Source organism: Nucisporomicrobium flavum (assembly GCF_016464385.1).
Classification (GTDB): domain Bacteria; phylum Actinomycetota; class Actinomycetes; order Mycobacteriales; family Micromonosporaceae; genus Actinoplanes; species Actinoplanes flavus_A.
In genome coordinates, this window is the sequence record NZ_JADMLH010000004.1 from 227726 (window position 1) to 241996 (window position 14271).

A 14271-nucleotide genomic window follows, 5' to 3' on the forward strand; every position below is an offset into this window, starting at 1 on the left:
CACCCGCCCCGCTTTCGCCGGGTCAGCCCGCACCGCGCTGGGCCAGCCCGCCCGGCCACCCGCGGTCCGGCCAGCTCGCGCTGCGGCCGGCCAGCTCGCGTTGCGGACGGCCCGCGGCCGGCGCGGCCAGCCCGCCTGCCCAGCCCATCCCGCGGTCCGGCCGGTCCGTGGGCGCGTCCTTGCCGCGCTGGGTGACCCCTCGAGCGACCCTCGAGGCGCGCCCGAGCCCCCCGCCGTGCCGGGTCCGTCCGGCGGGCCCCATACGATGGCGCGCGTGGATGTGATTCGGGTGAAGGGCGGAGCGCGGCTCTCCGGGGATGTCACCGTGGGCGGCGCCAAGAATTCTGCGCTCAAGCTTATGGCTGTCGCTTTGCTGGCCGAGGGGCGCAGCGTCGTGGCGAACGTGCCCCGGATCACCGATGTCGCGATCATGGGTGAGGTGCTGCGCCGGCTCGGGTGCGACGTGTCGTTCGACGGCGGAGAAGCCGTCATCGACGTGCCGGCCGAGCCGGGGAGTGAGGCCGACTACGACCTCGTACGGCGGCTGCGGGCCTCGATCTGCGTGCTGGGGCCGCTGCTGGCCCGCCGGGGGTATGTGCGCGTCGCGCTGCCCGGGGGCGACATGATCGGGTCGCGCGGGCTGGACATGCACGTGTCCGGGCTGGCGCGGCTGGGTGCCGACATCTCGGGCGAGCACGGGTTCGTGATCGCCTCGGCTCCTCGGGGGCTGCGGGGCGGCAAGATCTGGCTGGATTTCCCGAGCGTGGGCGCGACCGAGAACATCCTGATGGCGGCCGTGCTGGCCCGGGGCGTCACGGAGATCGACAACGCGGCGCGGGAGCCGGAGATCGTCGACATCTGTCAGATGCTCACCGAGATGGGGGCGCGGATCGACGGGGCCGGGACGTCGACGTTGACGATCGAGGGGGTCGACGAGCTCAAGCCCGTACGGCATGCCACGGTCGGGGACCGGATCGTCGGCGGCACGTGGGCTTTCGCGACGGCGATGACCCGCGGGGACGTCACGGTGCACGGCGTACGGCCGGAGTATCTCGAGATCGCGCTGGACAAGCTGGTCTCGGCGGGCGCGGTCGTGGAGCCCGGCGACAACCTGTTCCGCGTACGCATGGATGATCGCCCGAAGGCCGTCGACATCGTGACGTTGCCGTACCCGGGGTTCGCGACGGACCTGCTGCCGATGGCGCTCGGGCTGGCGGCGGTGAGCTCGGGCTCGTCGCTGATCACCGAGAACATCTTCGACGGCCGGTTCATGTTCGTGAACGAGATGGTGCGGCTCGGTGCGGACATCCGTACCGATGGGCACCACGCCGTGACGAACGGCCGGGAGCGGCTGTCGGGGGCGCCGGTGCGGGCGACCGACATCCGGGCCGGCGCCGGTCTGGTGATCGCCGGCCTGTGCGCCGACGGGATCACCGAGGTGGGCGAGGTGCACCACATCGACCGCGGTTACCCGGATTTCGTGTCGGACCTGGCGAAGCTCGGCGTGGACGTGGAACGCGCGGTCGTCACCGAGCCGACGTACGACTTCTAGGGGTTTCAGAGCGCCGGGGAGCCGCCGACGAGCCGGCGGGCCTCCTCGGCCTCCTCGGGGAACACCAGCACCACCAGGCGCCCGTCGGGGCGGGTCGCCGACGTGGAGCGGATCCCGGCCGCGCGCAGCAGCGTACGGATCTCGCGGGCGATGCCGGGGTCGTCGGTGACCGCCGCGGGGCAGAGCAGCCCGTAGTCGTCGCCGCAGTCGAAGATCGCGAGGCCTTCGTACAGGTCGCGCAGCGGGTCGTTGCCGGTGCGGGTCCATTGCAGGCCCATGTGCCAGAAGATCGCGGCGAGGAAGCCGACCAGGGCGACGGCGATGAAGGGCCCGAGGAGGTACCAGCCGTCGCTTGGTGGCATGCGCACAGTCTGGCATCGCAGAGCGCCCATTTCTCTGGATTTGCCCCGATAGAGGCCCTGAGTCTCCGTTAAGTGGGCCCGCTAGGCTGAGGCCAACGGCTCAAAGGTGAGCGGTGGGCTCGGACGAAGGAGAGGCACACATGGCGGGTCGGCTTGCGGTCATCGGCTCCGGCTTGATGGGTTCCGGTATCGCCCAGGTGGCGGCTCAGGCCGGATGGCAGGTCACCATGCGGGACCTGGACGAGGCCTCGCTCCAGCGGGGCGTCGCCGCGATCAGGGACTCCCTGGGGCGCTTCGCCGCCAAGGGCAAGATCACGCAGGAGGACGCCGACGCCACCGTCGGGCGTATCACCACGACCACCGAGCTCGAGGCGGCCGCCGACGCCGATGTCGTCGTCGAGGCCATCTTCGAGAAGGTCGAGGCCAAGCACGAGGTGTTTCGGGCGCTGGACAAGATCTGCAAGCCCGGCGCGGTGCTCGGCACCAACACCTCGGCCATCCCGATCACGCAGATCGCGGCGGTGACCGAGCGCCCCGAGTCGGTCGTCGGCATCCACTTCTTCTCGCCGGTGCCGATGATGAAGCTGGTCGAGCTGGTCCGCGGCTACCAGACCTCCGACGAGACGCTGGCGAGCGCCCGCAACTTCGCCGAGGAGGTCGGCAAGACCTGCGTCGAGGTGAAGCGGGACGTGGCCGGCTTCGTCTCCAACCGGCTGTTCTCGGCGCTGCTGGTCGAGGCGATCCAGCTGGTCGAGTCGGGCGTGGTCTCGGCCGCCGACCTGGACACCGTGATGAAGCTCGGCTTCGGCCACGCCATGGGCCCGCTCGCCACCGTCGACCTCACCGGCCTCGACGTGATGCTCAACGCCGCCGGCAACATCTACCGCGACACCGCGGACGAGAAGTTCTTCCCGCCGGAGCTGCTGCAGCGCATGGTCACCGCCGGCGACCTCGGCCGCAAGACCGGCAAGGGCTTCTACACGTACGAGGTGTAGCGAGCGTCAGCCGTCGCGCCTGGTGGTCCATCGGAACGTGGTGAGACACAGCACGAGGGCCACCAGGCACCACACGCCGAGCACGAGCGCCACCTTCGGCAGGTCGTACGAGCCGCCGGGCTCCTGCGAGCCGAAGGAGGCGGGCAGGAACACCGCGCGCAGGCCCTGGCACATCCACTTGAGCGGGAAGATCGACGCCAGGTTCTGCATCCAGCCGGGCAGGCTCGTGAAGACGAAGAACACCCCGGAGATGAACTGCAGGATCAGCGCGACCGGGGTGACCACGGCCGGGGCGCTGCGGCCCGTACGCGCCAGCGACGAGAACGCCACCCCGCAGAGCGTGCACGCCGTGATGCCCAGCGCCGACACCCACAGGAACGTCAGCCACCGGCCGGCCGTGTCCGGCAGGTCGAGCCCGAACAGCAGCGTGGCGACCGTGAGCAGGATGACCGTCTCGAGGACCGCGATGAAGGCGACCATCAGCACCTTGCCGGCGAAGTAGACCCAGCGCGGCATCGGCGTGCCGAGCAGGCGCTTGAGCACGCCGCGGTCGCGTTCCATCGGGATCTGGATGGCCAGCGCCTGGAAGCCGGCGGTCATCAGCCCGGTCGCGATCATGCCGGTGACGAAGTACTGGGTGAACTTCACGCCCCCGCCGATGTCGCCGGTGAAGATCGAGCCGAACACCAGGATCATGATCGCCGGGAACGCGAGCGTGAACACGACCTGTTCCCGGCTGCGCAGGAACTGCCGGACCTCCAGCACACCCTGCCTCAGTCCCAGTTGCAGCTTCATGCGGAGATCATCTCCAGGTAGACGTCCTCAAGGGTCGGCCGGGTCACCGTCAGGCCCGGGACTTCGCCGCCGTAGCGCGAAGCCAGGTCGGCCACCAGCGCCGTCGGCGTCGCGCTCCGGGCGCTTTCCCAGACCCCTTCCGGCGTACGCCACGACACGGTCGCCGGCGCGGAGTCGCGGTCGCCGAGGTCACGGGGGGTGTCCACGGCGATGAGCCGCCCGCCCGCGATGACGCCGACCCGGTCGGCCAGCGCCTCGGCCTCCTCCAGGTAGTGCGTGGTCAGCACGATGGTGGTGCCGCCGCCGGCCAGGTCGCGGATCAGCTCCCAGAACTCGCGCCGCGCCTCCGGGTCGAAACCGGTGGTCGGCTCGTCGAGGAAGAGCAGCTGCGGCCGGCCGATGATGCCCAGCGCCACGTCGAGCCGCCGCTTCTGGCCGCCGGAGAGGGTGTGCGTCCGGGCGCGGGTCTTGCCGGTCAGCCCGACCCGCGCGATCACCGCGGCGGGGTCGTCGGGCGATGGGTAGAAGCGGGCGAAGTGGCTCACCACCTCGCCGACCGTCAGCTCGTCGAACTCGCCCGTGCCCTGCAGCACGATGCCGACCCGGGACCGCCAGGCGGCGTCCGCGGCGACCGGGTCGATGCCGAGCACGCTGACCTCGCCGCCGTCGCGCTTGCGGTAGCCCTCGAGGATCTCGACGGTGGTGGTCTTGCCCGCGCCGTTCGGGCCGAGCAGCGCGAAGATCTCGCCGGCGGGCACCGTGAGGTCCACGCCGTCCACCGCGGGTGTGCCGCCGTAGACCTTGCGCAGGCCCCTGACTTCGATCGCTGCCCCGTCCCTCATGGAGGGAACTTAGCTCAGCGGCTGGCGGCGAAGGTCACCGAGAGGACCGTGGCGGCCAGCATCCCGCCCATCAGCGTCAGCCCGATGCCGCCGATGTCGAGCCGGGCGTTCAGGCGCCGGTGCGAGAACAGGGCCGCCACGGGTACGCCCGCCGACGGCGCGACCAGGAACGCCAGCCAGCCGAGGCCGCGGAACACCGTACCGCCGGCCGCCGCGGAGTCCCCGACCGTGACCAGCCCCGCCGCGATGAGCCCGGTGAGCCCCGCGACCAGCGCGCCCACCAGCGGCAGCAGCGGCAACGCCCAGCGGGGCAGCGAGCGCCGCTCGGCCGGCCGGGCCGTCACGTCGATACGTTCCGCGGCGCGGGCGAGCAGCGTCCGGGCCGACTGGCGGGGCGCGGGCGCCAATGCTCCCGAGCCGGGTGACCGTTCCAGGGCCACACGCGGCAGCGCCTCGACCGCAGCCGGTTCCGGCACCTCGCCCAGGGCCCGTACGCGCATCCCGCGAGCCCGGCGCAGCTGGTCCCAGAGCCGCGCCGCCTCCCGGTCCACGTCGAGCACCTGGGCCGCCGCGGCCCCCGCCCAGCGGTCCGCGTCCGCCGCGTCGCCCTCGGCCCGGGCCAGCTCCCCGGCGGCCTGGGCGGCGCTGGTCTGGTACGCCTGCTCGGCGTTCTCCAGCTCGGCGTCCCGGCGCCGCGCCACGTCGGCGAGCGCGGCCATCATGAGCTGGTAGTCGCGGTCACGTGTGGTCACTGTTCACCTCGTACGGGATGATCACTTCCGGATGGCGGTGGACGGAGCGGTCGAAGAACAGCGCGCGGCGCCGGCGCGGGTACCAGACCGGGCCGCCGGGCTGCGGGGAGAGCGGGCTCAGCTCGGGGCCCTGCACGTCGAGGGCGACCCAGGCGCCGATCGTGTCCAGCCGCGCGCCGACGCCGCCGAGGTCGTCACGCAGCCGGGCCACCGAACGCCACCAGCCCAGGACGTGCAGGCGCTGCTCGGGGCCGTCGGCGAGCAGCGCGCGCAGCCGCTCCCGGTACGCCGGTCCCGCCGCGTCCCAGGCGTACCCGAGCACGTAATGCGGGATGCCGTCCGGGGCGGACCCGGCGAAGAGCTCGTCGAGGTCGCGGGGGCCGTACCAGTCGGCCTGGGGCAGCTCGGCCACCAGCCGCGCGGCGGCCCGTTCCGCCCCCGGGTCCAGGCAGGTGATGCTGAACCGGGCCGGCCCCTGCGCGGCCAGGGACAGCGCGGCGGCGGCGAGCACGTCGCAGGCCTCGTCCGTACGCGTCCCGAGCACCGCCAGGTTGCGCCCCGGCATCCGGCCCAGCCGCAGCCGGGCGGGACGGGCAGCCACGTCGATCCGCTCACCCAGCACGGCGCCGGGGGAGGAGCCCACGTCCGCGCTCGCGTCCGGCACCCGCCCCGACGGCCGGTACGTGTCGGGCAGCCGCGGCACGGCGTCGCCGTCGAACAGGCGCGGGGGCGTGCAGCTGGGCGTACGGGCCCGCCAGAGCTTGTGCTGCAGCGTGCGCCACGCGGACCGGTCGCTCGCGTCGGGCAGCCGGACCACGTGGTTGGCGCCGGCGACGCCCGAGTCGGCGTTGACGACGGCGTGGAAGCGCGGGATGACCGCGGCGGCCAGGTTGGTGTCGGCGAGGATCCGGCGCGCCTTGGGCAGCGCGATCCGCAGCGTGAACTGCCCGATCAGGCCGGAGCGGCCCCACAGCGCCTCGATGCCGGAGACGTCCTGGGAGGCGAGCACGAGGTGGATGCCCTGGGAGCGGCCGCGCCGGGCCAGGTCCTCCAGCAGCGTCACGGCCTCCTCGGCGAGCGCGTCGCGGCCGGCGAGCAGCACCTGGAACTCGTCGATCACCGCGACGATCCGGGGCCAGTGCCCGCCCGGGTCCTCCGCCCGCAGCTCGGACAGCTTCGTGGCCTCGTACCGTTTGGCGGCCTGGGCCCGGGCCCGCAGCTCCTCGCCGAGGTGGCGCAGCATGGCCAGGCCGAACTCGCGGTCACCGTTGACGTTGATGCCGGCCAGCCGGACCTGCGGCAACCAGCTCGGGTCCCGCGGGCCCGGCGCGAACCGGGCGAACGACACCCCCTCCTTGAAGTCGAGCAGGTAGAGGGCGAGTTCGCCGGGGCCGTAGCGGCTGGCGAGCGAGCCGATCCACGCGTAGATCAGGTTGGTCTTGCCGGAGCCGGACGGGCCGCCGATCAGCGCGTGCGGCGGGTCGTCGCCCAGCGGCACCTCGATCAGCGAGCCGTCGGTGCTGTCCCCGATGGGCGCCAGCAGCCCGGCCGCGGACGACTCGGTCCAGATCTTCTTCGGCTGCAGGTCGGCGAAGCTGGCCGGGGGCGGGCCCTGCCGCAGCCGCTCGGCGGTGCTCCGGCAGAAGCCCGTGATCCGCTCGGGCGGTGGCGGGGTGTCGAGCGTGACGGTCAGCTCGCCGGTGGTGTCGCAGGCCGCGGACTGGCCGCGCACGGCGACGCGCTCCACGGTCGGGTGCGGGGCCAGCTCCAGACCCCGGACCATCAGGTGTACGCCGCAGGCCACGCCGGTCCGCACGATCCGGTGCAGCTGGGCGCGCTGGGCGTCGGTCAGGTCGTCGGCGCGGTCGACGAGCAGCACCATGATCCGCCACGGCTCGGGCCGGGGGCCGGTGGTCGCGGCCGTCAGCTCGGCGAGCGACAGGTACTCGCCGGCCAGCACGGTCTCGTTGACCCGGCAGATGTGCTCGACCAGCTCGTCCAGGGCGGCCCCGAGCCCGCCCGGTGTGACGAAGGAGAGCAGCCCCGCGTTGCCCAGCGGGGCGAAGGCCGCCAGCGTGCCGCCGAGCTGCTCGGGGTCGTACACGCTGACGCGCACGTCGCCGGGGCGGGTCGTGCCCAGCGCGCGCAGCAGCAGGCCCGAGATGAGCCCGTCCGCGGACGGCTGGTCGCCGAGGACGTTGACGTGGGCGTGGTCCAGGAACGGCACCAGCGCGGGCAGCTTCGTCCGCTCCTCGCCGGCCTCGTACGCGACCGTCCCGATCCGCAGCAGGCCGGGCCGGCCCACCCGGTCGGGCTCGGTCGGGGTCCAGTAGCGCCACGACGTGCCGGCGGCGCCCGGGGCGCTCAGGGCGGCCAGGGACTCGACGTTGCGGGTGAGCGTGGCGGCCTCGGTACGGGTCCGCCGCAGAATGTCCTGCCGGGCGGTCTCCCGGGCCTCGGCCAGCTGGGCGAGGCAGGTCGAGTACGCGTCCCGGATCAGCCGTCGCCGGCGCTGGGCCTCGTTACGGGCGGACTCGGCGGCGGCCAGCACGGCTCGGGCGGTGCCGCGCGCCTCGGCCAGCTCCTGCCGGACGACGGCGACCAGTGCGTTGCGCTGACCCACTCCACCCCCCGTTGTCCACGTTGGGGGATTTTAACCACTTTGGCCATTTAATCGACCTCTTGGGCGGTGTGTCGCGTTCACCGCGCCCCGGGGTGGCCGGTGTTCACCGGGGCCGGAGTGCGGGCTTCGCCGCGCCGGCCCGGGACAGCCAGCGGGGATCGGCGCTGACCAGGTCCCGCCAGAGCCGCGCCGCGACCAGATCCGCCCCCTCGGTCTTCCACCGGTGCAGGCTGCGGCGCGGCACGTACCGCCGGAACCAGTCGAGCGCCTGCCGGGCGTCGCGGTCCAGGCCCTCCGACTGCGGCGCCCGGTCGTACGGCCGCAGCCCCAGCACGCAGCAGTAGTGCAGGGCGTTGTAGAACCGCCACTCGTCCGTGGTGCCGAACGAGCCGGCGGGCTTGAGCCGGGTCACGTGCTCCGCCAGGACGGCCCGCAGCTCGGCGACCCGTACGAGCGGCTGGTCCGCGACCCCGGCGCCGCGCGCGTGCAGCCGCCGGTCCACGGTCGGCAGGTCGACCAGGGGGTTGCGCAGCAGCCGCCCCACGTCGGCGAAGTCCTCGAGGGCGCGACGGGTCAGCTGCTTGAACTCGTCCTCGCTGAGCGCGATCATCCGGTGCCGCTCCCGGCGCCGGGGCAGCGCCTCGGCGGCCAGCAGCAGCGCGGACCGCTCGGCACGCAGGCGCTCGTCCTGCAGGAACGCGACCCGGTCCAGGCCGCCGCGCAGCAGGCCGGCCAGCCCCACCGCGCCCATCACCATTGCGACCAGCACGAACTGCAGCACCGTGACCACTCGCAGGCCGGGGGCGGCGAGCATGGTCAGCGCCGCCGGGCCGCCGCAGAGCAGACCCGCCACCACCGCGGCCACCAGCGAGCGACGCAGGTCGGGCAGCAGCCGCTCGCCGGTCTCCGCCGCGTCGTGCACCGCCACGAGATAGCCGAGCAGCAGCAGGTCGAGGCCCACGGTGGCGAGCACCAGCTCCGGCGAGCCGAGGTCCACGGGGGCTAGCAGGCCCGCGAGGGCGACCGCGTACAGGGCGGCGGCGGCCGCGAGCGCGATCGGCAGCGGCCCCGGACGGACCTTGTCGCGGTAGCGGAGCAGCAGGACGGTCGCCCCGGCGAGCGGTGCCAGCGCGACCAGCTTGCCGACGCCGGGCAGCACCGCGGCGAGCACCAGGAACAGCGCGGACACGAACACCCAGCCCTGGTTCACCTGCCGCCGCTCGGGCGCCTCGCGGGGCAGCAGGGCCGTCGCCACGCCCGCCCAGCACAGCGCCGGTACGCACAGCAGCACCCGGGCGGCCGGGGAGCCGGGCGCGACCGTCCACGCGGCGACGGCCAGCGCGTACGCCCCCAGCGCCCCCGCCGCCCGCCAGAGCACGACGCGGGTGGGATCACGCCCGAGCAGGTAGCAACCCAGCCACCAGGTCAGGGCGAAGGCGGGAACGGCGATCGCGGGCACCGCAGGAGTCAACCAAAGAGTTGTTGCGTACCGACACCCTCTGAACGCCGGCCTTCCCGCTTGCGCCGCCGACGTCGCCTGAACACCCACACCGCGGCGAGCACGAGCAGCACGAGGCCGAGGAGGACGAGCACCGGCAACAGGATCGCGAGGACCGACAGCACGATGCTGGTGAAGTCCTCGGCCGTACTGGCCACCGGGGCGCCCACGCCGGCCGTGGTCGCGTTGACCACCGGTCGCGAGGCGGCCTTGAGCCCGTGGACGCAGAGCGCGATGAGGACGCCCGCGGCGACCGGCACCCACTGGTGCGAGCCGAAGAAGGCGCCGGGGTCGGAGACGGTCACGGTCTCCGAGGTCGACCCCGCGCCGAACGCGAGGCCGCCCGCGGTCGGCCGGACCACCGTCTGCACCACGTCGTTCACGTGGTCCACCACCGGCACCTTGTCGGCGACGACCTCGACCGCGAGCAGCACGGCGAGGATGAGCATGACCCACCCGTTCGAGAGCCACTGCCACCCGCCGGGCAGCTCGATCGTGTCGGTGAACCGGGCCAGCAGACCCATCGTGAGCAGGGGAATGTACGCGTTCAGCCCGGCGGATGCCGCCAGGCCGCTACCGGTGAGCGCTTCGAGCACGATCTCAGCATGGCACCGCCGCGCTCGCCCCGCCCGGAAGCGACGGCTACCCTCGTGCGGTGCGTCTGGTCATCGCGAAGTGCTCCGTGGACTATGTCGGCCGTCTCTCCGCCCACCTGCCGCCGGCCGTGCGCCTGCTCATGGTCAAGGCGGACGGGTCGGTGTCGATCCATGCCGACGACCGGGCGTACAAGCCGCTGAACTGGATGAGCCCGCCCTGCAAGCTGCAGGAGGCGCCGGGCGTCTGGAAGGTGGTCAACAAGGCCGGCGAGGAGCTGCGGATCACCCTGGAGGAGATCTTCCAGGACACCTCGTACGACCTGGGCGTGGATCCGGGGCTGGTCAAGGACGGCGTCGAGGCGCACCTGCAGGAGCTGCTGGCCGCCCACCCGGAGACCTTCGGCGAGGGCCACACGCTGGTGCGCCGCGAGTTCATGACCGCGATCGGCCCGGTCGACCTGCTGCTCAAGGACGCCGCCGGCGGCTCGGTCGCGGTCGAGGTCAAGCGGCGCGGCGAGATCGACGGGGTGGAGCAGCTCACCCGGTACCTGGAGCTGATGAACCGCGACCCGCTGCTCGCGCCGGTGCAGGGCGTGTTCGCGGCGCAGGAGATCAAGCCCCAGGCCCGGGTGCTGGCGACCGACCGCGGCATCCGGTGCGTCGTCGTCGACTACGACAAGCTCCGCGGCATGGAACGCAACGAGCTCACTCTCTTCTAGCTCTCACCGCAGCCGGAAGCTCTGGGCCGCGGTTCCGTTGCAGGTGTACTGGACCAGCTGGACGCCGTCGGCGGTGGCCGCCGCCGGGACGTCGAGGCACTTGCCGCTGTTGCGGTTGACGAAGTGGTAGGTGCCGGCCGGCTCGGCCACCGGCTGCCACTGCTGGTTGGCGCCGCCGCCGTAGGCCCAGGTCTGGATCGGCGCGTTGTCGGCGCTGGAGACGTCCTTGACGTCCAGGACCTGGGCGACGTTCCCGCGGGTCGCGACGCGGACGAAGCCACCGCTCGTCGCCGCGAACTGGTACTGCTGGGCGTTCGATCCGTTGCAGGTGTACTGCTGGATGGCGGTGCCGTTGACCGTGCCGGCGGCCCGCGCGTCGACGCACTTGCCGCTGTTGGCGTTGGTCACGGAATACCACCGGGCCGGGTCGATCGGGTCGCCGGTGGGCGGGGGCGGGGGCGGGGGCGGGGTGTCACCGGTGACGCCGGCCAGCCACTTGATGCCGTTGACCAGCCACTGGTTCTGCTGCGCGGAGGCGAACGTGGACGACAGGCGGGTCTTCGTCTCGTAGTTCATGGCGTTGTGGCCGAAGTTGGCGTACAGCATCTTGTAGTTGCGGTTGGTCCAGAGCAGGGGGTAGAAGCCGCTGCGCCACTGCTGGTTGGGGTCGGTGCCGACCGGGAAGCTGGAGGTGTCGATCGACGCGAGGATGTCGATGTCGGGGTTCTGCCGCAGGTCGCGGCTCCAGGAGTACCACTCGCTGACCGAGCTCGGGAAGGTGGCGGGGAGCCCGGCCATCGTCGGGTGGGACGGGTCCTCGACGCGATAGGTCTCGGCGGTCGGGCCCCACGTGTTGGTGGCGAAGTTCCCGGTGCCCAGGAACGTGTTGTGGTACCAGCTCCAGGCGTCGGCGTTGTCGGTCCAGGCGCTCACGTGGAAGCCCATCCACGCGCCGCCGTTCTGCATGTACTGCTGGAAGGCGGCCCGGCGGTCGGCCGGCGGCCCGTCGTCCAGGAACATGATCACCTTGTATCCGGTCAGGCCGGACGGGCTGAGGCGGCTCCAGTCGGTGGTCGCCTCCCAGGTGAAGCCGTTGGCCGCGCCGAGGCGGGGGAACCAGTCGCGGGCTTCGGCGTCGAAGTCGATGTGCGCGTCGTCCCAGGTGCCGTTGTAGAAGGCGAGCACCTTGAACGGGTCGGCCGCGGCGGCCGGCGCGGCGGGGACGGCCGCGACAGCAACGCCTGTGACCAGCGCCAATGCGCCGGTAAGGGCGCGTTTGAGCAGACCTCTGGGCATGAAGGACTCTTCTCGGGGATGAGATCCGAAGGGGGCCTTCATCCTCGGTCATCGATGTCCGCCGCCACAAGATAATAGTTAATCCAGTTTCCAGTGGTCTAGTGGGCGCTCAGCTCCACCCGGTCGGCCGCCGTCGTGCCGCTGAGGTAGGCGCGCGCCCCGAAGCCGGCCACGGCGGCCTGGACGATCACGCCGGTCCAGGACAGCGGGCCGCCCTGGGCCAGCTGCACGATCGTCGGCAGGCCGAGGATCAGCACGTCCACCCCGGCGAAGGCGGCGAGCAGCGGGCCGGTCGCGATCGACCCCATGGGCGTGTCCAGCGGGAGCAGCGAGTTGTCCACGAAGCCCGTACGCGCCTTGCGGACGGCGGCGACCGCTCCCACCGGGCCGAGGGCCACCCCCAGCGCCCACCACGGGCCCGGGGGCAGGTCGCCGAGGACGTCGAGCAGGATCAGCGCGGCGGTGTACCAGAGGGCGGCGAGGACGCCGGGGACCAGGAGCCGGTGCAGGATCGCCGTCCGCGAGCTCAGTCCGAGCATCCGCAGCATCCAGGGGTTTCCCGCGTCGGTGCGGACGCTCGCGGTCGTGACGCCGGCGGCGACCATGCCGCCGGCCAGCAGCGCGACCGCGAGCACCCAGCCGGGAGCGTGCGCCAGCAGCGACGGCAGCGCCGCGCCCCCGGCCAGCCACAGCAGCCGCCGTGGCCGCCGCCGCACCATCAGCAGGTCCTGGGCCACGAGGACCGGGAGCCGCTCCGGCAGCCGCAGCGACCGCAGCCGGCGGCGGGCCCAGTAGCGCCGCTCGACCATCTCCGTGACGAAGGACGGTTCCACCCCGAACGCCGAGTCCGCGAACGTTCCGGCTGTGCGGGACGCCTCCAGGATGCGGTCGTTGGGCGTACCGGCGAGACCGCGTACCGCCAGCAGGAAGAACGCGAGCACGACCACCGCCAGCGCGCCCGCCGCCGGGGCCACGACCCAGGCCGCGGGCCACCCGGCGGGCGCGCGCGGCGCGGCCAGGGCGGAGTCCGCGACGAGCCCGGCCAGCCCCGCCGCGAGCAGGAGGTACGCCGCATCGTCTGACCAGGACGACCACCGCCGCTCGCCCTGCGCGCCCAGCGCGGTCAGCATCAGAGCGCCGCCGAGCAGCGCGCCACCGGCCGGCAGCGAAGCGAAGACCTCGGCCGGCACCGGCCGTGCGGCGACGTGCCCGACGATCGCGAAGGCGCCCAGCGCGCCCGCGGCCGCGGCGGCGGTGACCGCGAGCCCCAGCGACGGCAGCAGCAGCCGGCGCCGGCTGACCGGGGCAGTGAGCAGCCACGACGCGGCCGGCCGGCTGAGCGCGAGCGGGCCCAGGCGGCGCAGCGCCAGATAGAGGCCGCCGGCGAGCGCCGCCGCCAGCGAGTACGCGGCCAGCTCCGAGACGTTCGGCGCGCCCGGCCAGAAGACCGCCGCCAGCTGCCGGTGCAGCATCCCGCCGACGATCACCACGAACAGCACCGCGAAGTAGAAGTTCCCGAGCGTCTCACCGCGCTCGCGATGCGCCGACCGGGTCCGGCGTACCCACCGCCGCACCGCCGCGACGTCGGTCCGCTCGGTCATGGGGTGTGCAGGTCGGCCATGCCGACCACCGAGGTGCCCGCCGCGGCCGCGAAGACCTCGTCGTGGCTCGCGATCAGGACCGTGCCCCCGTCCTCGAGGTACGCCGCCAGCATCGCGGCCACGCTCGCGCGGCCCTCCGGGTCGAGGCGCTGCTCGGGCTCGTCCAGGATCAGCAGGCGGCTCGGGCGCAGCAGGGTGAGCGCGAGCGTCAGCCGCTGCTTCTGCCCCGACGACAGCGACGGCGGGATCGCGTCCGCGTGCGACGTGAGGCCGAAGCGGCCGAGCGCCTCGTCGATGCCCGCGTCCTGCGGGCCGAGCCCGTGCGCGCGGCACACCAGCTCGGCGTGCTCGCGCGCGGTCAGCCCGGGATACCAGGTCGGCGGCTCGACGGTGGTCGCCACGGCGCGCCAGAACTCCGGCGTGGAGCCGGGCGGCCCGCCGAAGACCTCGACCTCACCGCCGTCGGGCCGCTGCAGGCTGGTGATGCAGCGCAGCAGCGTGGACTTGCCGATGCCGTTCTCGCCGGTGATGCAGACGCCGGCCCCGATCGGCACGGTCAGGTCGACATCGACCAGCACGGGCGTGGAGCCGTAGCTCACCGACAGGCCGCGGACCTCGATCGCGGAATGATCCACCGGCT

General features: G+C 73.2%; 14 protein-coding genes. 3 read left to right on the forward strand and 11 right to left on the reverse strand.

From position 1 onward, the window contains the following. Positions 1–22: 22 nt before the first annotated feature. On the reverse strand, positions 23–148 hold the full coding sequence (locus tag IT780_RS42655; protein ID WP_267910004.1) for a hypothetical protein: 126 nt from the start codon (positions 146–148) through the stop codon (positions 23–25). 117 nt (positions 149–265) lie between these two features. Here IT780_RS42655 and murA point away from each other — a divergent pair, with 117 nt between their 5' ends. Next, positions 266–1552: a UDP-N-acetylglucosamine 1-carboxyvinyltransferase gene (gene murA / locus IT780_RS12725; RefSeq protein ID WP_199511703.1), complete on the forward strand. Its 1287-nt coding sequence runs from the start codon at positions 266–268 to the stop codon at positions 1550–1552. 5 nt (positions 1553–1557) lie between these two features. Here murA and IT780_RS12730 read toward each other — a convergent pair whose 3' ends face one another. Beyond that, entirely contained in the window at positions 1558–1914 is a 357-nt protein-coding gene (locus tag IT780_RS12730) for a hypothetical protein (RefSeq protein WP_199511704.1), read from the reverse strand. A gap of 140 nt (positions 1915–2054) precedes the next feature. On the opposite strand from IT780_RS12730, the gene IT780_RS12735 reads away from it, so the two are divergent. Further along, positions 2055–2909 (forward strand): 3-hydroxyacyl-CoA dehydrogenase family protein, encoded by an 855-nt coding sequence (locus tag IT780_RS12735; RefSeq protein WP_199511705.1) that lies wholly within the window; start codon positions 2055–2057, stop codon positions 2907–2909. 6 nt (positions 2910–2915) lie between these two features. Here IT780_RS12735 and IT780_RS12740 read toward each other — a convergent pair whose 3' ends face one another. The 6 genes from IT780_RS12740 to IT780_RS12765 all read right to left on the reverse strand — a co-directional run bounded on the left by IT780_RS12740 (position 2916) and on the right by IT780_RS12765 (position 10015). After that, complete coding sequence (locus IT780_RS12740; protein WP_199511706.1) at positions 2916–3704, reverse strand: ABC transporter permease; 789 nt, start codon at positions 3702–3704, stop codon at positions 2916–2918. Continuing rightward, a complete protein-coding gene (locus IT780_RS12745) occupies positions 3701–4546 on the reverse strand; it encodes an ABC transporter ATP-binding protein (RefSeq protein WP_199511707.1) in 846 nt (281 codons plus the stop codon). Before IT780_RS12745 ends, IT780_RS12740 begins: the two co-directional genes overlap by 4 nt. Positions 4547–4560: 14 nt before the next feature. Further along, complete coding sequence (locus IT780_RS12750) at positions 4561–5298, reverse strand: hypothetical protein (RefSeq protein ID WP_199511708.1); 738 nt, start codon at positions 5296–5298, stop codon at positions 4561–4563. Then, positions 5285–7921: an FtsK/SpoIIIE domain-containing protein gene (locus IT780_RS12755; protein ID WP_199511709.1), complete on the reverse strand. Its 2637-nt coding sequence runs from the start codon at positions 7919–7921 to the stop codon at positions 5285–5287. Before IT780_RS12755 ends, IT780_RS12750 begins: the two co-directional genes overlap by 14 nt. Before the next feature lie 103 nt (positions 7922–8024). Further along, entirely contained in the window at positions 8025–9380 is a 1356-nt protein-coding gene (locus tag IT780_RS12760; protein ID WP_199511710.1) for a hypothetical protein, read from the reverse strand. A gap of 8 nt (positions 9381–9388) precedes the next feature. Next, positions 9389–10015, reverse strand: a complete 627-nt coding sequence (locus IT780_RS12765; RefSeq protein ID WP_199511711.1) for a DUF4126 domain-containing protein — start codon at positions 10013–10015, stop codon at positions 9389–9391. Between the two features lie 59 nt (positions 10016–10074). On the opposite strand from IT780_RS12765, the gene nucS reads away from it, so the two are divergent. Further along, positions 10075–10734: an endonuclease NucS gene (nucS, locus tag IT780_RS12770; protein ID WP_199511712.1), complete on the forward strand. Its 660-nt coding sequence runs from the start codon at positions 10075–10077 to the stop codon at positions 10732–10734. Between the two features lie 3 nt (positions 10735–10737). On the opposite strand, the gene IT780_RS12775 is transcribed toward nucS, so the two are convergent. The 3 genes from IT780_RS12775 to IT780_RS12785 form a co-directional block, all read right to left on the reverse strand. Next, complete coding sequence (locus IT780_RS12775) at positions 10738–12030, reverse strand: RICIN domain-containing protein (protein ID WP_199511713.1); 1293 nt, start codon at positions 12028–12030, stop codon at positions 10738–10740. A gap of 98 nt (positions 12031–12128) precedes the next feature. Next, complete coding sequence (locus tag IT780_RS12780) at positions 12129–13631, reverse strand: DUF6297 family protein (RefSeq protein WP_199511714.1); 1503 nt, start codon at positions 13629–13631, stop codon at positions 12129–12131. Next, entirely contained in the window at positions 13628–14266 is a 639-nt protein-coding gene (locus tag IT780_RS12785) for an ABC transporter ATP-binding protein (RefSeq protein WP_199511715.1), read from the reverse strand. The genes IT780_RS12780 and IT780_RS12785 overlap by 4 nt, the downstream gene beginning before the upstream one ends. Between the last annotated feature and the right edge of the window lie 5 nt (positions 14267–14271).